The following is a 26,177-nucleotide window of genomic DNA, read 5'->3' as shown; positions in this document are numbered from 1 at the left end:
TTGTTATTTTCATCGAATTTATTTTTTTAGACTCGTTATAGGTCTATTTTGCTAATTAAAAATCAAAACAAAAAGGAATTGGTTATAAAACAACCAATTCCTTTTTGTTTTTCGTTAGTAAGCAAGCTTTTTTAGCTAACAAGTACTTCAAATTGTGATTTTTTTAAAGATTCTTCTGAAAAATTCAGGTTTTACGTAAAATTGTCTATAACCTGCCTTCAATGTTTCTTTTATTTTTAGCTGTTTTAACAGCACATAAAAACGATCCCGACGTTTTGTTCGATTGATGACTTTATCGTATTTAAAATGAGTATAGCTATTCACTTCATCGAGTAGGTTTTCAACATCTTGAAGATGTTTTTTCTTTGCAGAGATGCCACAGAGTTGTGTATCCGTCCAAGAGCCTTTGACTTCTACTCGGTATGCAGCCATATTCCGGTCCATGTAATAAACCGTCCCGTTTAATGCCCCACAGATAACCAGTGGATAGTCACCGATTGTGGCGTTTAGGTAATACTCAGGCATCTCGGAAATTCTACTACGAGAATAGAGGATTGAATTGGTGGCGAACAGTTCTCCTCCTCCTTCAATCACTTCTTCTACCGAATAGACTTTGTTCTTATAACTTGGCCGAACCGCAGCAATCGTTTTTTTAGTTACGGCAGAGACCTTTTCTGCAGCATGTACGCACATGCTGCACTCAGGATGCCTTTCCATATAATCCACTTGTATTTGCAGTTTCTCTGGATCGGTCCAGTAGTCATCTCCTTCACAAACCGCCATATACTTCCCTAATGCACGTTCGTTAGCAAGTAACTCAAAAGGAATACCCTGGGAATACTGATTTTCGGTCTGATAGATTGGTTTAATAATATCTGGATACTGCCGTTCATATTTTCTGATGATATCAGCTGTTCGGTCAGTAGACGCATCATCATGAATTAAAATTTCAAAAGCGAAATTTGTTTTCTGCATCAATATACTGTCCAATGCTTCCGCTATAAAAGCTTCATGATTGTAACTGTTGCATTCAATACTCACCATTATCTCATTTGTCATAAATTACAGCCCCTTCCCAGTTAAGCATATTTTGTCAGCAGCTATAATGAATTCGTCCAACTCTCCACTGTCAGATTCAGCTGAACAAAATTTTACCAATTCATTTACACAGTTTATATCTTATCACAGAAACTAAATGTAAATTGATTATTCTGAAAAATAAACAAAAAATTTACAATTATCCAAGCTGCCAACTACTGTTTGTCAATGACAATGAAATTCTCTTGCTGGTATTTTACTCTTAAGCTCTCATCGCGCAGAATCAGGTTGTTTTTTTCAACCGTATTGCCTTGCACGATATGTCCGTTTCCAACATTGATATAAATTCCACGCTCCGAGCTTTTTCTCGGATTGATTGCCAGATTATGAAGAATGCTAATATGATGACTCGGCGTCATCAAATTAGCACCTCCGTCACCCGGCCTGACAGCGATATTGTATTCATTGTTGTAGACTAAATTTCCTTTAATGACATTCGACTCTGCTCCATTTTTGACATCAATACCATAATAAAAACCGCTAACCATATTTTTTTCAACTTTACTGCCTTTTTCACTTTCTACCGTAATGCCTTGTTGATCGGTATAGCCTGGGCGATTTTCTGTCACTACGCAGCCTGTCACCAGGTTTTTCTTACCTCCCCCAAATAACGAAAGGTGGCCATCTCCAGAGTTTCTAACGACGCAGGACTCGATTGTGTTGTAATCTGATGCAAAATTAATAATACCGGAACCATAATTGGATTCACTCGTCACATTTCGAACAATATTGTTATTGGCGTGGTGCAAGTGAATGCCTTGAGAATAATTTTTGGTATAGACGTTTTCAATTGAACTTTCTTGGCTGTCTTGAAGCAGGATGGCAATATTGGAAGTTAATGATCCATCCGGTAGTTTATCCCCCATCAAAAAACCACCCTTTAAATGGACATCCGCAGTAGCCATAATCCAAAAAACACCATATTGCCCTGCTGATTCCGTCTTGAAAATCGCTTGATCCATCACAATCGTAATCGGCTTGGAAATTTTCAAGGCAAAAAAACTATCTCCGTATCCTGTACTGGCTTTTAAATTAGGATTTTTGGTCAATTTATAAATCCCCGGTGGAATATGCATCGTCCCACCTATTGGCGTTTCATCAATAGCTCGCTGTATTGCTTTCGTGTCATCCGTCACACCATCACCTTCTGCTCCAAACTGTATTTTTGCATCAATTTTTTCTTCAGGTAAGAAAGAGCTTTGTCCCATAATAAATACAGCAACCATCCCACAAATTCCTAGTACACAAAGAAGCCTACGAAAAATCTTCTTGTAGGTCATCAACATTTCTCCTTCCACCTCCCCACTACATCGAAAGGGTATAGCATTGTTACACACTGTTTAATGCTAGTATAAGCTAATTTTTCTTTAAATGCACATTTTTCTGAATACTATTTTCTTTAAAAAATAACCATTTCCTCCTTCATTTTGTACTGTATTTAAAATTTTTATGTAGTTTGTTGGACAAACAAATGATTTACCCCCTCGCATTTACCTATAATATCAGCTATAATCGATAGAGAGTTTAATTTAATTGAAAATTTAGTTATATCTAGCAAGAGAATGGATTCTACATGACTGAACTTAGAATAGAGAAGATGAAGGTTAAAATGTATCCTAACCAATTTGAAGAAATGAGGTTTTATTTTGAGGGATTTATTTTTGACAAAAGATTATATTGAACTTTATGAAAAGATGGAAGGAGGAATTTGCGAAGTTTTCGAATTCGAACATCCTCTAGGATCGGTCTATCACCAATTTATCAAAAGAGAAATTCCGGTCTCACTAGAAGGTGGTCCTTATTTTGACCTACTGACGCCTTATGGCTACGGAGGTCCTATCATTACCGAATTAGCGGACAAAACTCGTAAGGATGAACTGATTACGCAATTTTCTCAAGCTTTTCAAGATTATTGTCAAAGACACAATATCGTCAGTGAGTTTGTTCGCTTTCATCCAATTGCCGGCAATGCTGAAGATTTCAAGTCCTGTTATACGGTTCTTTTCAGGCGCCATACTACAGGCGTCACGTTAAAAGGGTTTGAAGATCCTGTACAGGAAGAATTTTCAGGCTCAACACGCAAGAGAATTCGAAAAGCATTAAGAGACGGTGTGACTTATCGAATTACATTGAATCCATCTAACTTAGATCAATTTCAAGATATTTATCTCGCCACAATGAAACGCGTTGGTGCCGCCGATTTCTACTTGTTTGATCGTGAATACTTTTCAAAAATTCTTGATAATTTTGGTGATCAGCTACTATTAGTTGAGGCCATTTTCGATTCCCAAGTGATTGGTGCAGAGCTCCATTTCCATTCTGGCAATGTCATCCATACTCATCTTTCTGGCACCGTTGACGGCGACTTTAATCACCTGTCACCTGTTTACGTCATGACCTACGCCATTGTGTTATGGGCTAAAGAACAAGGCGTGGAATATATTCATTCAGGTGGCGGTGTTAATCCTGGTCCCGATGACACGCTGTATTTATTCAAAAAGAAATTTGGGAAGAATACGGAATTCGACTACTATGTTGGCAATAAAATATGGGACCAACAAGTTTACCAGCAATTACTAAAAGAAACAGATGCCAATATTGAAAGCGAACTTTTCCCAGCCTATCGATGGCCATAAACATAAATGAAGAAGTCCCAAAAACCGGTAAGCAGCTAATCTTGCTTACCGGTTTTTTAATGAAGGAATAGACATGATTAGTTTATAGACCGTCTTCAGTTCCCCGACGTTTGCAATCCAACAGGCCGTCACGTAAACGACTATTCCAGCCGTAACCTGGATTGTCAGTTGGAAAAAAACTGGCATTTCCAACATTTCGCCAAGTGTCCATACGACACCGCCCATTCCTAGAGACAGCAAGTACGTTGGAAGTAAGTCACGCACTTTTTCTTTCGCTGGATAGGCCACTTCTTTTTTAGAGAAATGACAGTTAACGAAAAATTCAAGGTACGTATTTAAGATCGCGGCTACGATCAATCCAATAACTCCTAAGTCCAGGACAATAGCAACTGCCAGTAGCACGGTCAACGACGTTTTATTGATTATTTCCAAAAGAAGATACAAATCAGATCGGCCTTTTACTTGGAAAATGCTCAGATCGAGAGCTAAAATTGGGTAAAGCATTCCCGCGATGGATAACAATTGGAAGTAAGTGATCATCGGAAGCCATTTTTCACCAAACACGAGAAGTACTAGCGGCTCACCCACAGCTGCCATACCTACCATTATCGGAAAGATAAGAAAAGCTGCGAGCTTCGTGATGTTTTTATAAGACTGTTTTAAGCGTTCATTATCATCTTGAATGCGACTAAGCACTGGATAAGTCACCCGTAGAATAGTAGCAGCTAAATTTTGTGAAACAATTTCACTAAAACGAGATGCATTTGTATAGTACCCTAATTGTGCAGTGGAATATTGCTTGCCGATAATCAAGAAATAAACATTGGTATAGAAAGTATCGATCAAACCTGAGACGAGAAGCTTCCAGCCAAAACCGAATAATCGCTTGAACGAGGTGACGCTAAACACGAATGACGGCATCCACTTTTTCGATAGCGTAAACAACAGGGATTGAATGGTGTTCATCGACAATTGCCGTAGCACCAAACTCCAAACGCCATATCCTGCCATCGCTAGTCCAACCGCGATAAGTCCCGATAGAATACTGGAACTCAAATTAATTTTTGCTTGGACCTTGAAATTCACTTCTTTAGCGAACATCGCTTTGGGTATAACGGCAAATGAGTTGATCATAATACCGATAGACAATACGCGAACAAGCTGTACGAGTTGTGGCTCATCAAAAAAGCGACCAATACTTGGTGCTGCCGCGTAGAGAACCCAGTAAATCAGGACAGCAATCAAAAAGTTAAAGTAAAAAACCGTTGAATAATCCGTTTGACTCGCGTTTCGTTCTCGTATTAAGGCTTGCGTAAATCCACTGTCGACTAAGGAATTCGACAATGCAATAAACACCAGTATCATGCCTATTAACCCAAAATGTTCAGGCAACAGCATGCGTGCCAAAATGATTTGAATAAGAAACTGAATGCCTTGATTGCCGACTAAATCCCCGAAACTCCACAGCAGACCGCCGATTGTCTTTTTTTTCATTGACGATTGTGGTTCCATTTACCGATCTCCTATTCTTCTGTTCGCCTTGCCCTTATCCTTATCGAATCATTTTCCACTTTACTTTTCGGAGCGTATTTGTGATGGTTGGAAAATACCGTTTCATCTCCAAAACTATTCGTTTTTTCATACTGAGCTCTAAGTAAATTTTTCGGTGGTCCCCCTGCTTTATTTCTTTAAATTTCCCCTGATCCAGTAAACGTAAAAACTGATAGCGATTTTTCGCCTTAGTCAATGCATCGTTATACATAAAATGGGTGTATTCGTTAATCTCGTCGAACATTTCTTCCATATGATGATAATGGTTGATCCGCTTTGTGCTGGTTGCTAACTCCCGTTCTGTCCATGAGCCCTTCACTCCTACTCGATAAGACGACATATTGTCATCCAAATAATCTACCGTTCCATGAAGCGCGGCTAAAATAACCAACGGGTAATCTCCTACTACTGCATTCAAGTAAAACGGGGCAAGTACAGCTATTTTTTCTTTGGAATAGACCATGGAGTTTGTCGCAATCAAGTCGCCGTCTCCCTCTATTACGCGTTCCATGGAAAAAACGGCATTTCCATGCGCCGGTCTTACCGTAGATAGAACTTTCTTCTTGTCTGAAAGCACACGGTCTGCCGCATGCACCGTCATACTACAAGAAGGATGAGCCTCCATATAGTCAACTTGTTTTTGCAATTTGTAGGGATCTGTCCAATAATCGTCACCTTCACAAACAGCGATGTATTTTCCTTTGGCCCGGTTGTGATTAAAAAGTTCAACTCGGACTCCTTTTGAATATTGATTGTGGGTTTGGTAGATTGGGTTAATTAAAGAGGGATACTTATTTTCGTATTGTTTGATTACGTGAGGACTATGATCAGTTGAAGCATCGTCATAAATCAAGATTTCCACATCAAATGTTGTTTCTTGCATAAGAAAGCTATCAATCGCGTCAGCTAGATAATCTCCGTGATTGTAGCTCGTGCAGACAATGCTGACTAGCGGGGTAGTTGTCATGCGCTTCACTCCTCAATTTTGAGTAAGATAGATTACGAGTTTAACAGGTTTTTTTAGAAATACCGAGCAGAGATGACAGCTCAAATCATCGCTTTATACTCCTAGCTTAGTATCTTTTTCATTTTAGCATACAATGAAAAAATAAATACAAAAAATTCTAACTTTTCAGAAATAAAATAGCTTTGTAACATTTTTAAAACCCCTTTGAGCAATCTATGCTCAAAGGGGTTTTGTTATTTCGAATGCCATGCCCACGCGCTCGATATAATAGCAGTCAAATCGAATGTTGGTTGCCATCCTAATTCTTTGCTAATTTTATCGGATGAGGCAACTAAAGCTGCTGGATCTCCTGCACGTCTCGGCGCATAGTTAATCGTTGCTTGCTTGCCTGAAATTTGTTGACACGTTTCGATAATTTCATTGACCGAGTAACCTGCACCGTTACCCAGATTATAGGTTTGATTCGCGATTTTCCCACCGGTCATTCCTTCGTAAGAAAGAATATGCGCACGCGCTAAATCAGTTACATGAATATAGTCACGGACACATGTGCCATCGCTTGTTTCATAATCCGTACCAAACACTGAAATTTGCTCACGCTCTCCAAGAAGATGCTGAAGCACAATTGGAATCAAATGCGATTCCGGATCATGGCTCTCACCGATTTCTCCCGAATGATGCGCACCTGCAGCATTAAAATAACGCAGCACGACATATTGAAAATCGTGAACGCGAGCCATATCAGCCAAAATTTGCTCAATCATCAGTTTTGAGCGTCCATAGGGATTGATCGGATTGGTGGCGGTTTCTTCGGTAATCAGTTCTGAATTAGGTATGCCATAAGTCGCCGCTGTTGATGAAAAGATAAAGCGGTTGACGTTATACTCAATCATTTTCTCCAAAAGCACCAAAGTGGCACCGACATTATTGCGGTAGTATTTTAGCGGATTTTCCACTGATTCCCCCACTAAGCTATTCGCCGCAAAATGAAAGACTGCGTCAATGCTATACGTTTTGAAGATTGTGTCTACTACTTCCGGATCGCCCAAATCACCTTTGACGAAAGTTGCTCGCTCATCGACTAAGCTTTCAAAGCCAGTCGTCAAATTATCGAGCACGACTACCTCGTATGTAGTTACCAACTCTTTAACAGTGTGACTGCCAATATATCCTGCGCCCCCACAAACTAAAATTGCCATAGATTATTTTCCTCCTTTAGCTGTTTAACATTGTCTTATTGTCAATTATATCATTTGTAGAAAATTTGTAAGAGCGTTTATTTTATTGATGAGAACTGACCGCACTTGAAACGGGTAAAGCCGCACCTCGCACGGCTAGAAGCGCACCTCCATTCGACTAAACCGCACCCCAAACGGCTAGAAGCGCACCTCCATTCGACTAAACCGCACCCCGAACGTGCATGACCGCACCTCACTTTACAGCAGGCAGTAAAAAACACGATTCCCCAAGCTTTTATCCGCTCTAAAAGGAAACGTGTTTGATTTTATTCTTCTACAAAAAAGTTTTGGCTTTCATAAACTTCTAAATCTTTTTCTGGAATGATGAGATTGTCGACATTTAACGTATTTCCAATCACGACATGGCCGTCACCTGCACCAACATAAATTCCATAGGAGGATTTACCTCGCGGGTCCACAACCATATTGTTAAGAATCTGTGTATTGTAGCTTGGCAACTCTAAGTTTTCACCACCATCTCCACCTCTTACAGCGATATTGTATTCGTTGTTAAAGGCGATGTTCGATTCGATGATGTTTGACTCTGAAGCATTTTTAACATCAATGCCATAGTAAAATCCGCTTACTGTATTGTTTTCAATCGTGCTAGCCTTTTCACTTTCCACAGTAATTCCTTGTTGATCCTCATAACCTGGCCGATCTTCAGTAACCATGCAGTTAACTACACGGTTGTCACTGCCACCTCCATAAAGAGAGATATGGCCATCACCCGAATTTCGCACGACGCATGAATCAATGACATTTTGATCAGAGTCAAAGTTGATAATTCCTGATCCATAATTGAATTCGGAGGTTACTTTTCGAACAACATTATGATCTGAATGGTTGAGATGCACGCCTTGAGAATAATTTTTCATGTAAGTGTCTTCAATTGAACTATTGTTCGTATACAAAAACAAAATTGCGATATGAGAGGTTAAAGAGCCTTCTTCTGGTAAACGTTCTCCCATAAGAAAACCACCTTTTAAATGAACATCTTCTGTTTCATTCACCCAAAACACACCGTATTCGTCATCTGTATCTGTTTGGAAGATAACTTCTTCCATTACAATAGTGATTGGCTTTGAAATTTTTAATGCAAAATAACTGTCACCATATCCAGTGACCGCTTTCAAATCCGGGTTTTTGCTAAGCTTGTAAACGCCCGGTGGAATTTCCAACGTTCCTCCAGCTGGTGTTTCATCGATGGATTTTTGAATTTCTGTTGTTTTATCGACTGCTTCGTCTAAAGCTGTACGATTGCCTTCACTTCCGTTTTCAACTTCAACTTCTTGCGGCAGCTTTTCCATTATTAAAAAGAAATAACTAACCCCCGCGATGCCTAGAAGCAATAGCAGCACAAAACCAATTTTCCTTATGTTCAACCCAATCACCTCTCACAGCATAAAATGTCTTCACTTCTTATCATACAGATAGTTGACTGGAAATAACAATTAAAAAACTGAAAATTCAAATAAAAATAAGAATTAGTCATTAAGAACTAAAAAACACGACAGCCTCATAGTTGCTCTGAAGGATGCCGTGTCTTGTTTTCTCTATGTGATTTTTGTTGTTCTGCTGGTTGTGGTTCTAAAATAGTGACAACCGTTTCTTTTGCGACAGTGTCTTTGTTACGTGCCAATAGTTCTTCGCGGTGGCGATGGCTAGCATCTTCTCGTTTTGAGCTTGCTTTTCCCAACGAAAAAATGATGGCCGTAACGAATACAAAACCACCTGTTAGTAAAGCCCACATGGACTCCACCTCTCTTTTGGCAAACTAATTGCTGACATGATTGCATTACTCCTTATAATTTCCATTATTATTGCTAATTGATACTATCTTACGCTAAATTTTCAACATTTACTAGTCTCATATCTATTAGCGCATCGGAATTATCTATGACTTTTGAACCTAATCCAGTCATAAAGTTGTCATTTTTACATCTTTACTTTCTTTTTAACGTCTTTTCTTTCATCGAACCCCATAAATACCCAAACAAGCTATAGATTAAAACGCCTAAAGTTGCCCCAGCACTATCAATCATGACATCTCTAACTTCTCCGCTTCGTCCTTCAATAAACAATTGATGGATCTCATCAGTTGTTGCGAACAATATACACATGCCAAGTCCAAGAATTAGTTGTTTGAGTCCAGTAAATCCACTGCTTCTCCAGGCATTCAAACTTAACAGACCCAACAGAAAATAAGCGAAAAAGTGAGCGTTTTTTCGAATAAAGGTATGAAATGTTTCCACATTTAATTCTACTTGCGGTGCTATTAGATTAATGAGGTCTAACAATGCCGTTACAACGCCCGAACTTAAATTACTTGATGCAGAACCTGGTTGATGAGACAGATAAAAAATAACCGCCATCCAGAACAACGCTGCTATCCATGAAAAAAATTTATAAGTAGTCATATGATAAGTCCTTTTCTGTTGAAATTAGTTCATATTCAATAAAGTCTATTATAACAGGTAGTTTAAAAAGCGAAAACCAGCCCTATCGATAGGAAGAGTCGTTTTCTGAATCCCTGAAGCTTTTAGACAACCCAAAAAGAGGTCTGCTCCAAAGCAGACCTCTCGTTTTACGCGTAAATAATTAGTAGAAGCAGTTTATTTATGTACTGCTTGTGTTACTTTTGAGCGATAAGCTGGGAAGGATGTTGATTCTTTGTCCACCCATGCTGTTGTGCACAGTAAATCGTAAATTTTTTGATTCCAGATTTTATTGCTAATGTAGTACTTGAATTCTGTGTTTTTACCGAATTGCTTTTTGAATAGATACAAAGGATCGTCCGCGTTTCCTGTTACACCGCCACCTTCGTGAGTCAGCTCCATGCCATTCTCTTTCCCCCACTTAACGAGCGCGTATCGCATAATAAAAGCAGAAGACAGGTGTTGGTATTCTTTGAGTGTTCCAGATAAGTGAATGTGGATAAATTTTTCGTGAATCAAGTTTAAGCCAACTGCAATAACCTTTTCTTCGTACAATACTTCTACAAGAACGATGTGTTCTCCTAAAGTATCCAGCAATTTACTGAAATAGGCATCATTGAAATAGTAGACAGCATCCGCGTCTTTTCTTTTCATCGTTGAATAGTAAAGACGTTTAAATTCCTCTAAATCTGGAGGATTGACTGTTACTCGGTATTCTACACCTGCTTGTAAAGCTTTTTGAATACTTTTTTGCTTTGACTTCGAAAATTCTGATTTGACAGGATCGTCGTGATCTTTCAAGTTGGTTCCTGTTGTATACCTGCGAAATGTTAAGTCATAGCAACTTTCAAAATCTTGCGCATTCGTAAACAAAGGATGAAAACGTACAAACTCACAAACAATATTTTCTTTTTGACAATACGCTTTAAAAGCAAGCTGAAAAGCTTGAACTAGCTCACGCTTATGGACTTCTTCACATTTCGTAATGCGAGGACCACCATAGCCATAAGGTGTCGTAATATCAAAATAGGGTTCTTCATTGATGCTTATTGGAACAGCTCTTTTAATGAACATGTGATTGACTGTTCCTAAATCATGATGAAATTCAAAAACCTCGCACGTTCCTTGTTCAATTTTTTCATAGAGTCGACCATAATTTGGTTCAAAGTAAATATCATTCACCTCAAAGATGCCTCCTTCACCTGGATTTAAAAAACACTGACAGATTGATCATAAAAGCTAGCTGTTAAGATTTTCCACTCTTCATCAAATAGTCTACCACAGTTTTTTTGTTTATTCACTAAAGAAATCAGATTTTTGAGATTATTCACCTTTTAAGCTATTTATACAAAGATACCGTTGATCAGTAGACACAAATAAAAATCGTTTCACCCGATTGGATAAAACGATTTTTATGGCCTTCTGCTTATTTCTCGCTAATGTATGACTGTTTTAACTTTTCCTCAAAAAGCTTTAACAATCGATCTTTAAGTTCAGGGCGTTTTAAAGCAAATTCAATAGTCGTTTCAATAAAGCCAAATTTTTCACCGACATCAAAGCGCTGTCCTTCAAATTCATAAGCATAGACAGACTGTACTTCGTTGAGCTGTTGGATAGCATCGGTTAATTGAATTTCGCCGCCTGCACCAAGCTGATGCTGTCCTAAAAAATCGAAAATTTCAGGTGTCAAAATGTAACGGCCCATAATGGCATAATTGGATGGAGCAGTTCCCGCTTCTGGCTTCTCCACAAAGTTATCAACTTTAATTAGCTTTCCGTCAATTGAAACGGGATTAATAATGCCATAACGATGCGTTTCGTCTTCTGGAACTTGCTGAACGCCGATGACACTTTTACCAGTCAACTCGTTTTGCTTCATCAACTGAGCAAGACAAGGCTCGTCGTTTTCTACAATATCATCGCCTAGCAATACGGCAAATGGTTCATTGCCAATAAAGCGGCGCGCGGACCAAATGGCATGACCAAGTCCAAGTGGTTCTTTTTGACGAATGTAATGGATTTCCACATTGGAAGTTTCTAGAACCGAATCAAGCATGTCAATCTTGCCTTTTTTTAATAAGGTGTCTTCCAATTCAAAGGCGTGGTCGAAATGATCTTCAATGGCACGCTTTCCTTTACCAGTAACAATGATAATGTCTTCAATTCCAGAAGCAATTGCTTCTTCCACTATGTACTGAATTGTTGGCTTATCGACGATAGGTAGCATTTCTTTTGGCATTGCTTTAGTTGCCGGAAGAAATCGTGTTCCAAGACCAGCAGCTGGAATTATTGCTTTTTTAACTTGCATCTTTTCACCTTCTCATTCTTATTTTCTAAGCCTTTATTGTTTAATAATAACAGTTCTCTATTATAAAGCTATTGTTATAAAACCGTTTCAGCCTTAGCACGACGAATCGCTTTTAACATGAAAATATTTTATTAATAAATTTTGAAAATAAATCAATTTTATTGATAGCTGTGCTAAGATAAATAAGTCATACGTCCTTAATTACATTCAATAATTTCTATTTTTTTATAAATAACTCTATCTTTTTACTCTCTACTAAATAAAGGAAGTGTAAATTACTTGAACGTTTTACCATTGTCTTACGATCCACGATTAATCTTTCTTTCGGTCGCTGTCGTTTTCGTTTCTTCTTTTATCGCCTTGAACATCAGCGGAATGTTGCACGAGACCGTTGGAAAAGCACGAATAAAATGGATCTTGTTCGGAGCTCTCGTCATGGGACTTGGCATTTGGTCTATGCATTTTATCGGTATGCTGGCTTTTCATCTCTCGATGGAAGTAACCTATAATACAGCGTTGGTTGTTATTTCAATCTTTCCGGCTCTTTTCGCAAGCGGACTTGCTTTCAGCATTATCAGTAAACCCGTCGTCCAAAAATTCGAGGTAATCGCTGGTGCTGTTTTAATTGCAACCGGCATTGTTGCCATGCATTACACTGGGATGGCCGCGATGCAAACGCAGGCGATTGTCTACTATGATGCCGTACTGTGGATATTGTCAGTAGTGGTCGCGTTAGTCGCTGCTCTATTAGCCATGTTTTTACTGCATTATTCGAGAGACCGGCACGGATTTTCTTGGTCAAAAATAGCCAGCGCTGCGCTGATCACGATCGGTGTTTCAGGCATGCATTACATCGGCATGTTAGCTGCACGATTTGAAGCGTCTACTCATCACGTAACAACAGCTCCTTCAATGAACAGTAGTTATCTTGCTTATAATGTTGGGATTGGCATGGCATTAATTTTGCTGATTGCTGTACTGAGCATTCGCAGCGACAACAAAGTAAAATCATTACTTGATGAATACAATCGTCAATTTCAATCGATTATCGAATCCGCAACAGATGGGATTGTCGTAACAGATGCAAAAGGCACAATCATCCAGTGGAATGGAGGCGCACAGTCTCTTTTTGGCTACAACAAAAAGGAAATTGTTTACGAAGATGTTCGTTTAATTTTTCCTGAAGCACGCCAGGATCCGAGTCAATACGTCGAAGCATCAATCACTCAAAAAACGCTTGAGCTAATTGGCTCAAAAAAAGATGGCAGCCAGTTTCCAGTTGAATTATCCATAGGATCTTGGGAAACAGCCAAAGGCAACTACTACAGCCTGATTATTCGAGACATCACTGACCGGAGAACAAACGAAGAGAAAATCAGCAACCTGGTCTACCTGGATTCGTTAACGAGCTTGCCAAATCGCCGATTGTTCAATGATCGCCTTCGTTCGACAATCAATCAAGCACTAGAAAGTAAGATGGTTTTATCTGTACTTTACCTTGACTTAGACCATTTCAAGATGGTCAACGACACGTATGGTCATCAACTAGGGGATCAGCTGTTAGTGAAAGTGGCCGATCGCATTAAATCCTGTATCCACAAAAATGATACATTTGCGAGGATTGGCAGTGATGAATTTGTTTTACTGCTGCCCAACACGGACGATGAAAAAACTCAAACTACCGCACAGAAAATTTTAGAGATGTTAAGTAACCCCTTCCAATTAAACAACGAAGCTGTTTTTATTACGCCTTCTATCGGTGCTAGTTTATTTCCAGCGGATAGCACAGATGCTGAAACTTTAGTGAAAAATGCCGATCTTGCGATGTACCGCGTGAAAGAAGAAGGCAAAAACAACTTTCAATTTTTTACTTCTGAGATGAATGAACTGATTGCTCGGAAATCAAAAATTGCTATGAGTATCCGAAAAGGCTTAGAGCTGAACGAATTTTCGGTTCATTATCAGCCACAATTTGATCTTGAAACCGAAAAAATCATTGGTGTTGAAGCGTTGGTTCGCTGGCATCATGCGAAGCTTGGAACCATTTCTCCTGCTGAATTTATTCCAATTGCAGAAGAAAGTGGCATGATTCTGCGTATCGGTGAATTTGTTCTTCGAACTGCTTGTCAACAAACAAAAGATTGGCAAGATGCAGGAGTAGAGCCGTTTCGCGTAGCTGTCAATATTTCAGCGAAGCAGTTTTCACAAGGGAATATTGCCGAAGTCATCACGTTAGCTTTAGACGATGCGGGACTCGCACCTGAATTTCTTGAACTCGAATTAACTGAAAGCATCATTCAAGGCGCTACATCCGCCATTTCAAAAATGCAACAACTCAAAGCGATGGGCATTCATTTATCAATTGATGATTTTGGTACTGGCTACTCTTCTTTAAGCTATTTAAAATTGTTCCCGATTGATACATTAAAAATTGACCAACATTTCACACGCAATATTCTCATTGATTCAAAAGATGCAGCTTTGGTCGACACAATCATCCAAATGGCTCGTAATCTAGGATTGAATGTAATCGCTGAAGGCGTGGAAACTTTGGAACAGCTAACATTTTTAAAAGCTCGACGATGCAATCAAGCTCAAGGCTATTATTTTCAAAAGCCTTTATTGCCTGAAAAAATAGAGGAATTGTATTTGAAAGTAAAAACTAGATAAATCGTTAAAAATAGCGTCTGCCAGAAGTTCAGTTTCTTGGCATGCGCTATTTTATTTGCTAGCGAGCAGCTTTGATAACGGATGTATGCCAAGACTCTGAATAATCAAGGACAAGATGACCACTGAAAACCCTAACGAAATCAATTCTGCTGCCGCTTCCCCAGTCGCTAGCGTTTCCAACTGTAGGAGTAAGAATACAGACATCGAACCACGGATGCCAGACCACGAAATGACGAGAGACTTTTTCCAAATGGATTTGTGTTTTTTGCCAGCTACTACCTTAAATGTACTACCGACAACAAGAAATCGAATCGCAATGCTCACAAACAAGATGAGGATTGCCAGTAGCCAATTATCCCATGATAAATATTTGGTTGCTTCGATGCCAATTAGTAAAAATAACAGCGACAACAGCGATGGTTCAACCACTTCCCAAAAGCCTGAAAGCGCTTCTCGGTAATGATCTTCTTTATTCGTATGTGAAAATTCCCAAGATAACATAATGCCGGCAAAAACGGTTGCTAATACGCCTGAAAATCCGAAGCTCTCAGCCAATTGAAACACACCATAAGCGAGCACGATACTAAGCATGACTTGATAATCACGATGATGCGTAATGTGAACCGCTTTACTCATCACCCAGCCTACAGCAACTCCCAGTAGGATTCCTCCCAGTGAAACGTAAAGAAAATCACCAAAAACAGTGATTATATCGAGCGATTGTGATTGCAGATACATACTCGACAAAACAGTGAATAAGACAATACTGGTGCCATCGTTAATCATTGACTCACCGTCGACAATATCCGCAATACTTTTATCAGACGCTGATTTTTTCAAAATGGAAACGACCGATGCGGGGTCAGTAGGTGCTAAAATCGCTGCAACTACGAATGCACCAGCCAGTGAAATCGAGAAAAACCAGCCGCCGATCCAAAAGATCGTCAGTCCCACAAGTACAATTGTCAGCCCGAGGCCAACTGTACTCAACAAACCGATCATCCCAGCATTTTCTCGTAGCGCTTTTGTTGAAAATTGATAAGCCGATACAAACAATAAGCCGGGTAAAAAGACATCGTAAATTAAATTTTCCGTTACTTCTACTTGATTAAAATAAGGAACAAATGACAAGCCGATCCCAATTAATACGAGCACTACCGGTACAGGAAAGTTTTCTTGTTTTTTATCAATTGTAAATACCAAATAACCGATACCTAACAGTAGGATTACGAGTGCAGCTGACATTGCCATCTCCTCCAAAATTTAAAGCATCCATAAGTCAAAGATTTCCCTGAAACATAGCTTTTTAAACTAGCCGAGCACAGGAACTATACAGTATTTGTTCACTCAAAAGAAGCTATCTGTGTTTTCACAGATAGCTTCTTTTGAGTGAACAATCCATTAACGTTTATGTTGCAGACTGTTTTTTCGGTCTACGAGTCTTGTTGTTGCAAGCGGCGTTTAATCTGCAAGTAAGAAGCAACTTCTGTCAGTTCTTCATCGTTTACCGGTCGGTCATCTACTACTAACTTGATGGATTCTAAATCCAACACTTTTAGAAAGTCGAGCTCAGTAACTGCTTGGTTGCGTTCTAGTAAAAAATCTACTGATACTTTATAGTAATCAGCTAGACTTTCTAAATGAGCAACGCTTACTTGCTTTTTACCACTTTCATATCCCCAGATGACGGTTTTGGCAAATCCTGCTGCATTCGCCAAGTCTTCCACGCTCAATTGATTTTGTTCTCTCATTTGCTTTAATTTACCGCCAATTTGCTTCATTTAAAACGCCCCCTATTGTTGCGATAAGAGTTATATTGTCGGTCTATTATCCCCTTTCCACTTGCATTAAAACTGCTAAAACAGCTTCATAACTGTTTTGACTACAAATTACTCATAAATATTCTGAAATTTCAACTAATTTAATGTACAATTGTGGTAAAATAGAGTTAATTTCAAAAAAGAAAGGTAGGTATTAAGATGCTAAAAAAATTAATCTATTTGTTAATTATTGCTCTTATTTTTATTGTTGTAGCTGGAGAAAAAAATTTAAATAGCGTCAAGCTATCAGAAGAAGTGGCATTCCTTCCTACAATAGAAAAAGTACAAGCAGAGCCTATTGGCTTTTCAGAAAAGTTGGCTGCGGGGAATCCTGTGACGATTGTCTTTTTAGGTGACTACGTGACGTCTGCTGACTCATTGCCGGATGGCCACCCCAATCACGTATCTCTGTTGACTGAATGGTTGGATGAAAAATACCCGGAGCAAATAACCGTCATCAACGCAGGAATGAACGCCAATACCGTTTCTCATATGAAAGAGCGAATCGCCAGTGACGTTTTAACTCACGCTCCTGATTTGGTCATTATTTCCGCTGGGCTAAACGATGCACTTGGTGATTGGAAAATTCCTGTTGAGGAATACGCCAAAAATTACCGACTGATTGTGGAAGAAATTATCGCGAATGGTGAAACGGAAGTGCTAATTCGAACACCAAATCCTACGACTTCCTTTAAAGACAACTTAAAAATGCTGCCTTATATGCGAGCAAGCAGTAAACTCGCTTCACAAGACAAAGTTTATTTATTTGATTTTTATCAAGTGATGTCAAATGACGTTCATACGAAGAAAATCGCACAAACCGATTTGATACAAAATAAGTTGTACCCGAACACAAAAGGACAAGCTTATTTGTTTGGTGAATTCAAAAACTATTTGACGACAGCGTTCATTAACCAGTAAATGATTCATCTAAAAAAGAGTCTCAACCGACAATTGCTGTCGGTTGAGACTCTTTTTCTTTTACTTCACTAATAGATTTCTAGCTTCTCTAAACTCTCGAATGTGACGATCAAGAATATGGCCTTTTTCAATCACCATCGATTTTTGAATCATCTCTGTCCAGTTGCCTTCGATAAAGTTATCAACCATCGGCGAAAACCCTTCGCTCAATACTTTAGTAACGGTATGTGGGAACATCGCCGGCGTGTTGTCTACTGTGTAATGGATGATGCCATCCACTGTATAAACGGGATCATCAATCGTCGATGGACGCGATGTCTCGATTTCCATGTTTGGATCACAGCTAACGTCCACGATCATTGCGCCCTTTTTAAGACGCACTAAATCTTCTTTGTAAATAATGCGATCGGTACGATTGGTGTCCCACATAACACAGTTAACAAGAACATCGTAATTGCCCATATTTTTCATAAACAACGACTCGAGCTTACGGCCATATACATCGACATCGGCACCTAAACCATGAAGAATGCGCAGTACGCCTTTAGTCGTGTGACCATTACCGAGAACCGCTACTTTCGTTTCGTACGGCATTTTGCCGCAATATTGGTAAGCTTGTAAAATAGCAGCTTCTCCTGCTACTTCACGGTTGCGATAGAAAATATAACGTCCGTCTTCGAACATTTCTTCCCAAGCAATGACGGTGTGGTCTCCCGCAAGTACAGAATCTGTAAAAGCGATATCTTGAACTGCATGAGCCCAGCCAATCAATAATTTCCCAGGTGATAATTGATCAAAATAATCTGCGTTGCCTAATTTTACGTCGACAATGGCGTCACATTTTAGTACTTCTTCACGCGATACAAATTGTGCACCAGAAACTGCATATTCCGCATCTGCATAGCCAAGTGCGTCACCGTAACCCACTTCAAAAAACAATTGCTCGATATTTTTGATATTCGGCATGTCCTTCGGTAAAAGCGCTCTTCGTTTTTCGTTGTTTTTATGACTAATAACAAATCCTATAGTAGTAATAAGAAAACCTCCAATTGATGAAATAAAGTAAATACTGATCTGCAAATAATCGACAGTTCATATAGAAGTGCCCGGACAATAGTCAAAAATTGCCGAGCAAATTTGTATATTTATATCTTTTCCGTAAAGCTGACCTACTCAGCATCATACCATATTTCGGGAACATTATAAGTATTGTGTAACACGAATTAAAAATAAAGATCAAACGTGTTCACAGTTGATCCGCGACGCAAAGTAACTACCGCAAAGACAGTTATTTTCTAGCCCTTGGTTGTTCTTTTTTATTCGATTCAACAAAAAAAGCGTTGAAAACCAACAAGGTTTCAACGCTCTAGTGTGCTTAATTAATGCAACATAATGGAACCACCATCGGCCATCAATGTTTGTCCCGTCATGTATTTGGAATCTTCCGAAGCTAAGAATACAGCAATCGGTCCAATATCATGTTCCAAATCGCCAAACCGGCCGAGTGGAATGTTGTTTTTCACTCTTTCATAGTATTCAGGTTGCGCTTTGGCCCATTCCCGTACACCCGGTGAGTCAGCTACTGGGCTAATCACATTGACATTAATGCCAAATTGCCCCCACTCGTTTGCAGCGACACGCGAGATCCCCCGTATGGCTTCTTTAGCAGCTACATAAGCCACTTGTGTTGCATGACCTTCTAAACCAGCTCCTGAGGCAAAATTAATAATACTTCCTTTCGTTTCTTTTAAGTAAGGAAGTGCTGCTTGCATCAGGTAAAATGTCGGATAAAAGCCAGTACCAAATGATAAATCAATATCTTCTTGCGTAGTGTCTTCAATTAACTTTTGTTTAGAGGCATGCGCATTGTTCACTAAGACATTTAGCTTACCGTATTTCTCAATTACAGTATCAATAATGCCACTTAGTTTGTCACGTTCCATCAAGTTGGCTTTTAAGAACATAGACTTTGGAGAAATTGCCTGCAACTCTTGCTCCATCGCTTTACCTGTTTCTTCGTTTAAATCGACAACAACGACAATTGCGCCTTCTTTAACCATTGCTTTTGCCATTCCTCCGCCAATTCCTCCAGCTCCACCGGTGATAATGACTACTTTGTCTTGTAATTTATTCAATCCGAACAGCTCCTTAATTAGTTTATCGCAACTAGTTTAACACTAAACTAATTACCTTTAAACTATTTGCATGTTCTTTCTCTCAGTTAAACCAATTGCTTTTTCATCATGTCCACCAAATACGCCATGTCCTCTACAGTATAGCGCTGATCGCAAGGCAGTGGCAGGATGTTGGCAGCGTATTGGTATTCGGTACTTCCTTCTGGACAGTCATCGAGAACATTTGGCCACAACAACGGAATGTAAATTTTCTGCTTGGCGAGTCTACTTCTACTGGCGACACCATCTTCTACTAAGAGTGGATAAGCAAAAGCCCCTTCTGGCATTGTTAGTTTCAGCAAATTTTCTTGTCCCAATTGTTTGTCTAGGTAGGCATAGTTTTCATTTCGTAGTCGATTGGCCTGTTCATAATCGACAGCGCCCATAATGTTGCCTGTGAGTTTTGACATCGTCCGGAGCGGTGCTTCAGAAAGTTTGTCGTTACTGCTGCGAAAATCTGCGTAATAGTCGCTAGCTGTTCCCTCAAGGCGACCAAGTACGTGTGTCATGCGGTCTTTTGAAACGTCCTGCTGGAGTGTTTCTGCTAGTACGACGTCCGTCGCTAAATAAGCACCGTCCGGCACGCCAAAGTATTTGCGGCAAGAGTAAATCGTATCGACGCCTTTTATTGGCTTCTGGAAAAAAGCCTGACTATGATCTAAAATCAGTTGGTCGTAGCGTGTTTTTAGCGCACGCGTTTTTTCTTGTGTGACTTGGCCATACAAATTAACGACATACAAATACTCCCCTTGCAGCAACGGCTTGTCAAAAATCGGTTGAAACTGTGCGTCAACAGAATAATACTCATATTCATAGCCGTATTTAGTCAACAGATTACTAACCGAGTCGCATAAATAATAGGGGATGTAGAGTTTTTTCATGTCACGTGCTTTCAATAAATACAACAATGCGTTACTGCCGCTATTTAACGCCAGCAACTCGCTATAAAATTCATCGTGGATTAACTTCTCCATGCCAAAGTATCCGCCTAGTTCTCTCATATTAGATCGCCCTTTCATCTTCTGCATTTATGTCTGACCGCACCTTTTATGCTAGTTTCCGCACCTCAAATGGTCAACACCGCACCTCAATCAACCATTTCCGCACCTCGCAGCGTATTTTCCGCACCTCAGTCACTAAACCGTACCTCGCATATCATCCTCGGTATAACGGAAAATAACCGGGAAGTTCTATGCCGCCATTTTGACGCTTGGCTTCGACCAATTGGTCATAAGCTTGCTGGTTATGGATTTTCTTTCCCATCAATAATTCGAGTGGCTCTGCTTTGGTGAAATTCCGCTTAAAACGGTAGAGATTTTCGTTAGGCGCACCTCCAAGATGAACTTCCTTCTTGTCATGCTCGACTGCCCAGCGGCAAAGTTCATATACGATGAGACTATTGCCGGATAGCGATGAGTATTCCGGGTCATTCGCTGTTAAATGATAATGAGCGTACTCTCCGTGGTGAAGTACAAATGTAGCCGAAATATACTGTCCTTGGTGCTTCGCAAACAACAGAAATTGGCTCCCTCCAAATTTTTCAAAAGAGCTGCGAAGAGATTCTATTGAAAATAAATAATACGGTTCGATTTGATTTTTTTTAACTGTCAGCATGTACAAACGGTGAAATTCTTCAACATGTTCACCAGTAAAATCGAATTCAATTTCTACATCTTTTTTTAAAGCTTTTCTGACTTGTCCTCTTGTAACAGAAGCAAATTGTTGCATAAAAAAATCTTCTTCCCTTAAATCGATATACAACACATGTCCATTGTCTCGAAATTCGTAAAGCGATTCGAAATCCAATCGGTTTTTTAACCATGGACTAAAGCGAACATATTCCGTAACGATTCGGTGTTCGTCACAATAGTCGCCAAATTCTTTCTCAAAAAGATTTATAAGCTGGGGTTTATTTTCTAGGTCACCTGATAGAATGATGGGTCCGCTAAAACCATACGGCGTAATGATATCGTAATACGTCTCTTCTTCTATTTGTACCGGTGTTGGACGAACGATAAATTGATAAAAAATATGGCCTAATTCATTGTTTATTTCAAAAAAATGGACTTTGCCATCTTGTTCTTTTGTTTCGAAAAATTTGCCCCATTCAGGCAAAAAATAAATATCTGGCATGACAGTGGCCATATGCTCTCCTCCTAAATCGACTTGCGTTTTTTTGAACTAATAGACAGGTACTGGTGATCCCGAGCTACGGTATGCAGGAAACTGGTCGCTGCCCGTTGATGCGTTATTTATGTAGCACAGTTGTTCATAAACCGCTCTATTCCAGATTTTGCGACCTATAAAATACGTCAATTCTGAGCGCCGTCCAAATTTCTTTTTAAAAAGATACAGCTTGTCATCCATGTCTTTCGTCCGACCACCGCCGTGATGAATTAATTCTTTGCCTTGCTCTTTTCCCCACAACGCAAGAGCATATTGAAGAATATAAGCCGGCGCCAGCTGATGAAACTTCTGGCATGTACCTGTGAGATGGACGTGAATAAACGAGTCACCGACAAAATTTAAACTCATGCCGATAATTTGTTCTTCGTACGTCACTTCAACGACTACCAAATAATCACTCAACCGGTCTATGCATTGCTGAAAGTACTCATCATTAAAATAATAGATCGTCTTTGCAGCATTGCGTTGCATTGTGGAATAATAAAGTTTCTTGAAATCCTCTAAATTTTTCGGATGTTCGATGATGCGATACGTGACGCCAGCTTTTAAACCGTGACGAATATCTCTTCTACAAGAAGCCGAATATTCCGTAAGAATCGGATCATCGATGCCTGCCAGTCTCGTTTGAATCGTCTGACGCCTGAAGTTCAGTTCGTAGCACGATTCAAAGTCTAGATGATTTTTGATAACTGGATGAAAACGAACCGATTCGGAAACAATGTGGTGGTTAGCGCAATACTTTGCAAATTCTTCTTCAAAAGCACTTACCAATGCTACCTTGTTTCTATTTTCGCCGCTAACAATTCTTGGACCTCCATAGCCATAAGGTGTCACCAAATCATAAAACACCTGACCAGTTAATTTGTGTGGAATTTCACACTTGATAAACAAATGCTGTATCTTTCCTAACATATGTTCAAAAATAAACTCTTGGCATTCACCTTTTTCAATTTTTTCATATAAACGGCCATACTCTTTGTTAAAATAAATATCGTTCATTTAGAGGCCCTCTTTCTTACTGAAAATTGTTTCTGGAATTTATTTCATTTTCCCAGTTACTAAGGATGCTGTTCTCATTTTACCACCTAGTTAACTAATAATACAGATAATTAAGAAATCTTTTTAAATTTGTGTATTAAAAAACGCCACCGAATTTGGCAGCGTTTTAGGCTATTCCTCTGTAAACACAGCGAGTGGTAATAGCGCACTAACGATGTATTGCCCCGCATCGACGATTTCGGAGATTTTAAGGTCGACACAGGCGCTTGACAGCAAGTAGGCATCTTTGGGATCCATTTCGTAATTCTCAGAAATGTGTTCCACCATCGCGCGGATAGCGTCGCGCGCAGCTTCCATCAAATCAGGTCCCACTCCTGTTGTGCCGTAAAATCCTTTGTGGTCGACTTTTGGCGTCAGTGCGCCAGCTGTTTGAAACTGCGGTGCTGGAATTGTCTTGCCTTTAATCAATCGGAATTTTAACGATGCCTGCATCGGACATTCCACAGCACTGACGCAAACTTCACCGTCTCCTTGTGCCGCATGAGCGTCCCCACAGCTGAACATCGCCCCCGCTACTTGCACAGGCAAATACAATTTCGTGCCCACAGTTAAATGCCGCGTGTCCATATTGCCACCAAATGTGCCAGGCGGCATAATGGCTTGCCCTTCCGCATTTTGGGGTCCAACGCCCATCGTGCCGAGAAATGGTGTAATCGGCACTTTGATGTTGTCGTTAAAATGGATGAATTGCCCGTCACTCAAATCAAAAGTTCGTAAGTAGGCTTCCGGAAACTCTTCAGGCAATAAACCAAGTCCCGGCAGAATCGACATCCAGCCCCAGCTTCCAGGAACCAGCTTGACGATCTCAATTTCCAGCGTATCTCCGGGTTCGGCATCTCGAATTTCGACGGGTCCCGCGAGTGGATACACTCTTGCCCAGTCGAGTCTAGCAATGTCTTCTGTCACGGAGTCTTTATTGAATTGATCATCAGCCACTTCGCGTGTGGAAAATTCCACTTGATCGCCGCTGTTGATCGTGAGTACGGGCTGCGGGTCTTTGTCCCACGTATAATGAACGCGGTCTTCTGGAAATTGATGGGTAGTGGTCATATAGGATATCCTTTCTTTGGTCAAAGTTGTATTTGGAGCTGCTATAGCGCGTGTATTCTCTACTAGATTTCCCAGTTAAATGGATATACTGTCCGATTGGAGTGAAATACTGTCCGAATCGCTCCAAATACTGTCCGATAAATGAAAATACTGTCCAAAACAAGTGAAATACTGTCCAACGCTCTAAAATCCGTTTGATTACCCGCAAAATGGCAAACAAAAGTTTGCGCTTTCCACACAAATTTACTGGGGGCTAAACTACTTTTGCGCATAATAGCTTTTATTTCATGGCTAGGAGATTGGTTGATCCCCCTCATAACTTCAGGTTTCGCACTCAATGAATTACGTCAAATTTGGCTTCTGGCCTTTCATTAGCTCCAGCTTCTCGAGGGCATAGGCGACGTTGAGAACTTTTTCTTCTTGAAACGCAGGACCCATAATTTGCAGGCCAATTGGTAATCCGTCACGAACACCGCACGGAATACTGAGTGCGGGTAATCCTGTCAAATTGCCTGGTCCCGTAAAACGAATCACTTCATCCAAGAAACTCAATGACTGACCGTTAATATTGACCATGCTGTCACCAATCGACGGTGGCAAAAAAGGCAAAGTCGGTGAAATGAGCACATCCACTTTTTCAAATGCCGCGGCAAATTCGAGATTTAGCTTGCGGCGAATTTGCTGGGACTGTACGTAGTCAACACCCGACATGAGCTCGCCTACTTCTAACAAAAAGCGAACATCCTCCCCAAATTTCTCCGGCTGTTTGACGAGATTGTCATGATGGACGGCGCTCGCTTCGGTCGTAATGGTCACCAGTTCCGCGAATTCTGCTTGTGCCAATGACGGAATTTGAACAATTTCGATCCGTGCGCCTAGCTTTTCTAGCTGTTGCAACGCATTTCGGACAGCTTCATCAACACGGCTATCGACATTTTTGAAAAAATAACCTTCTTCAATACCGATGACTAATCCGTTGACGTCTTCATTCAATAAACCAGAATAATTTTGCGTTGGCCGGTCAACCGAAGTGGGATCTTTCGGGTCGTAACCACCGAGCACTTCTAGTAACAGCGCCGCATCAAAAACGGTTTTTGTCATGGGGCCAATGTGATCAAGGCTCCAAGCTAACGGAAAACAACCATACTTGCTAATGCGGCCATGGGTCGGCTTTAAGCCAATGATGCCACAACTCGCCGCCGGAATCCGAATTGATCCACCGGTATCGGTTCCGAGTGAGGCAATGGCCATGTCTGCAGCCACCGCAGCACCTGAGCCACCACTCGAGCCGCCTGGAATTTGGTTGAGATCCCAAGGATTTCGACAAGCACCATAATGCGGATTGGTCGTCGTTGCGCCCCACGCATACTCATGCATATTGAGTTTGCCGTGAAACGTCACACCGGACATCTTGAGTTTTGAAACCACGGTCGCATCAAAATCAGCAACAAACCCTTCGTGGATTTTTGAACCCATCGTCGCCGGTTCATCTTTAAAATACAGAATGTCTTTCAATGCCATTGGAATCCCATGCAAAAAACCGCGGTAATTACCGCTTTGGATTTCTTGTTCTGCTTGTCTCGCAGATTCCAGTGCTTGCTCTTTTTGAACAACAATAAAAGCATTGATGTCTTTGTTACGAGCATCCACATTCGCTAAGACTGCTTCTGTTAATTCAACAGGTGATAGCTGCTTGTCGCGCAATTTAGGTGCCAGTTCTCCAATCGATTGTGCTGCTAACTCGTTATTCATGGACGCTCACCTCCTGGTACATGTGTCAGTGCCATATCAAAATCTTTTAACTTCGAGCTGTCTACTGTTTCCCGTAACTTTTGTACAGCTTGCATCTGCTGCACCAGCATTTCCTGATGTTCCTCCGGTACTCGAATTCCCCGCTCTTCTAAAATCTTGTGAATGCCCTCTACCATCGAAAGTCCCCCCATTTGGATGATTTTAAAACGTCTGAGAATCTTAGCTGTCTACCGAAAGTTTAACACAGTTCACAGATAGTTCAGTCTTTTTAGAACGATTCGCAAAATGAAAACCTTACTAGCTAGAAT

General features: G+C 40.3%; 23 protein-coding genes. 3 read left to right on the top strand and 20 right to left on the bottom strand.

Translation table 11 applies throughout. From position 1 onward, the window contains the following. Positions 1-147: 147 nt before the first annotated feature. Complete coding sequence (locus tag AUO94_RS12900; protein WP_058384599.1) at positions 148-1,059, bottom strand: glycosyltransferase; 912 nt, start codon at positions 1,057-1,059, stop codon at positions 148-150. A 194-nt stretch (positions 1,060-1,253) separates the two neighbouring features. After that, a complete protein-coding gene (locus AUO94_RS12895) occupies positions 1,254-2,378 on the bottom strand; it encodes a right-handed parallel beta-helix repeat-containing protein (protein WP_058384598.1) in 1,125 nt (374 codons plus the stop codon). A 366-nt stretch (positions 2,379-2,744) separates the two neighbouring features. On the opposite strand from AUO94_RS12895, the gene AUO94_RS12890 reads away from it, so the two are divergent. Continuing rightward, on the top strand, positions 2,745-3,734 hold the full coding sequence (locus AUO94_RS12890; RefSeq protein ID WP_058384597.1) for a GNAT family N-acetyltransferase: 990 nt from the start codon (positions 2,745-2,747) through the stop codon (positions 3,732-3,734). Positions 3,735-3,779: 45 nt separating this feature from the next. Here AUO94_RS12890 and AUO94_RS12885 read toward each other — a convergent pair whose 3' ends face one another. The 8 genes from AUO94_RS12885 to galU form a co-directional block, all read right to left on the bottom strand. Beyond that, positions 3,780-5,246, bottom strand: a complete 1,467-nt coding sequence (locus AUO94_RS12885) for a lipopolysaccharide biosynthesis protein (protein WP_058384596.1) — start codon at positions 5,244-5,246, stop codon at positions 3,780-3,782. Positions 5,247-5,286: 40 nt separating this feature from the next. Continuing rightward, complete coding sequence (locus tag AUO94_RS12880) at positions 5,287-6,252, bottom strand: glycosyltransferase family 2 protein (RefSeq protein WP_058384595.1); 966 nt, start codon at positions 6,250-6,252, stop codon at positions 5,287-5,289. A 233-nt stretch (positions 6,253-6,485) separates the two neighbouring features. Then, positions 6,486-7,451, bottom strand: coding sequence for a UDP-glucose 4-epimerase GalE (galE, locus tag AUO94_RS12875; RefSeq protein ID WP_058384594.1), 966 nt, complete (start codon positions 7,449-7,451; stop codon positions 6,486-6,488). A 305-nt stretch (positions 7,452-7,756) separates the two neighbouring features. After that, entirely contained in the window at positions 7,757-8,875 is a 1,119-nt protein-coding gene (locus AUO94_RS12870; protein ID WP_058384593.1) for a right-handed parallel beta-helix repeat-containing protein, read from the bottom strand. Positions 8,876-9,009: 134 nt separating this feature from the next. Continuing rightward, a complete protein-coding gene (locus AUO94_RS12865) occupies positions 9,010-9,243 on the bottom strand; it encodes a hypothetical protein (protein WP_058384592.1) in 234 nt (77 codons plus the stop codon). 193 nt (positions 9,244-9,436) lie between these two features. Then, entirely contained in the window at positions 9,437-9,910 is a 474-nt protein-coding gene (locus AUO94_RS12860) for a VanZ family protein (protein WP_058384591.1), read from the bottom strand. A gap of 195 nt (positions 9,911-10,105) precedes the next feature. Continuing rightward, entirely contained in the window at positions 10,106-11,110 is a 1,005-nt protein-coding gene (locus tag AUO94_RS12855) for a peptidoglycan bridge formation glycyltransferase FemA/FemB family protein (RefSeq protein ID WP_058384590.1), read from the bottom strand. A 244-nt stretch (positions 11,111-11,354) separates the two neighbouring features. Beyond that, positions 11,355-12,236 carry a UTP--glucose-1-phosphate uridylyltransferase GalU gene (galU, locus tag AUO94_RS12850; RefSeq protein WP_058384589.1) on the bottom strand — a complete coding sequence of 294 codons (882 nt, stop codon included), beginning with the start codon at positions 12,234-12,236 and terminating at the stop codon, positions 11,355-11,357. Positions 12,237-12,671: 435 nt separating this feature from the next. Between galU and AUO94_RS12845 the strand changes: the two genes are divergently transcribed. Then, a complete protein-coding gene (locus tag AUO94_RS12845; protein ID WP_082707587.1) occupies positions 12,672-14,906 on the top strand; it encodes a bifunctional diguanylate cyclase/phosphodiesterase in 2,235 nt (744 codons plus the stop codon). 51 nt (positions 14,907-14,957) lie between these two features. Here the strand turns inward: AUO94_RS12845 and AUO94_RS12840 are convergent, their stop codons facing one another. Both AUO94_RS12840 and AUO94_RS12835 read right to left on the bottom strand, forming a co-directional pair. Continuing rightward, entirely contained in the window at positions 14,958-16,151 is a 1,194-nt protein-coding gene (locus AUO94_RS12840) for a cation:proton antiporter (RefSeq protein ID WP_058384588.1), read from the bottom strand. A gap of 188 nt (positions 16,152-16,339) precedes the next feature. After that, positions 16,340-16,687: a helix-turn-helix domain-containing protein gene (locus AUO94_RS12835; protein WP_058384587.1), complete on the bottom strand. Its 348-nt coding sequence runs from the start codon at positions 16,685-16,687 to the stop codon at positions 16,340-16,342. 198 nt (positions 16,688-16,885) lie between these two features. Here AUO94_RS12835 and AUO94_RS12830 point away from each other — a divergent pair, with 198 nt between their 5' ends. Continuing rightward, positions 16,886-17,647 carry an SGNH/GDSL hydrolase family protein gene (locus AUO94_RS12830; RefSeq protein ID WP_058384586.1) on the top strand — a complete coding sequence of 254 codons (762 nt, stop codon included), beginning with the start codon at positions 16,886-16,888 and terminating at the stop codon, positions 17,645-17,647. Between the two features lie 60 nt (positions 17,648-17,707). Here the strand turns inward: AUO94_RS12830 and AUO94_RS12825 are convergent, their stop codons facing one another. From AUO94_RS12825 to AUO94_RS12790, 8 genes are all read right to left on the bottom strand, one after another. Continuing rightward, positions 17,708-18,613 carry a N(5)-(carboxyethyl)ornithine synthase gene (locus AUO94_RS12825; protein WP_058384585.1) on the bottom strand — a complete coding sequence of 302 codons (906 nt, stop codon included), beginning with the start codon at positions 18,611-18,613 and terminating at the stop codon, positions 17,708-17,710. A gap of 413 nt (positions 18,614-19,026) precedes the next feature. Beyond that, positions 19,027-19,782, bottom strand: coding sequence for an SDR family NAD(P)-dependent oxidoreductase (locus AUO94_RS12820; RefSeq protein ID WP_058384584.1), 756 nt, complete (start codon positions 19,780-19,782; stop codon positions 19,027-19,029). Positions 19,783-19,868: 86 nt separating this feature from the next. Continuing rightward, positions 19,869-20,795, bottom strand: coding sequence for a hypothetical protein (locus AUO94_RS12815; RefSeq protein WP_237150122.1), 927 nt, complete (start codon positions 20,793-20,795; stop codon positions 19,869-19,871). Between the two features lie 181 nt (positions 20,796-20,976). Further along, the gene (locus AUO94_RS12810; RefSeq protein ID WP_058384582.1) at positions 20,977-21,966 is read right to left on the bottom strand and encodes a GNAT family N-acetyltransferase; all 990 of its coding nucleotides are present in this window, start codon (positions 21,964-21,966) and stop codon (positions 20,977-20,979) included. A gap of 36 nt (positions 21,967-22,002) precedes the next feature. Beyond that, entirely contained in the window at positions 22,003-23,007 is a 1,005-nt protein-coding gene (locus AUO94_RS12805; RefSeq protein ID WP_058384581.1) for a GNAT family N-acetyltransferase, read from the bottom strand. A 171-nt stretch (positions 23,008-23,178) separates the two neighbouring features. Continuing rightward, positions 23,179-24,117 (bottom strand): acetamidase/formamidase family protein, encoded by a 939-nt coding sequence (locus AUO94_RS12800; protein ID WP_058384580.1) that lies wholly within the window; start codon positions 24,115-24,117, stop codon positions 23,179-23,181. Between the two features lie 342 nt (positions 24,118-24,459). Then, on the bottom strand, positions 24,460-25,869 hold the full coding sequence (locus AUO94_RS12795) for an amidase (protein WP_058384579.1): 1,410 nt from the start codon (positions 25,867-25,869) through the stop codon (positions 24,460-24,462). Beyond that, positions 25,866-26,045 carry a hypothetical protein gene (locus AUO94_RS12790; RefSeq protein ID WP_058384578.1) on the bottom strand — a complete coding sequence of 60 codons (180 nt, stop codon included), beginning with the start codon at positions 26,043-26,045 and terminating at the stop codon, positions 25,866-25,868. Before AUO94_RS12790 ends, AUO94_RS12795 begins: the two co-directional genes overlap by 4 nt. Between the last annotated feature and the right edge of the window lie 132 nt (positions 26,046-26,177).

Source organism: Planococcus kocurii (assembly GCF_001465835.2).
Classification (GTDB): domain Bacteria; phylum Bacillota; class Bacilli; order Bacillales_A; family Planococcaceae; genus Planococcus; species Planococcus kocurii.
The sequence above is the reverse complement of the archived record's forward strand: the minus strand, read 5'-3'. Positions and strand labels throughout refer to the sequence as shown.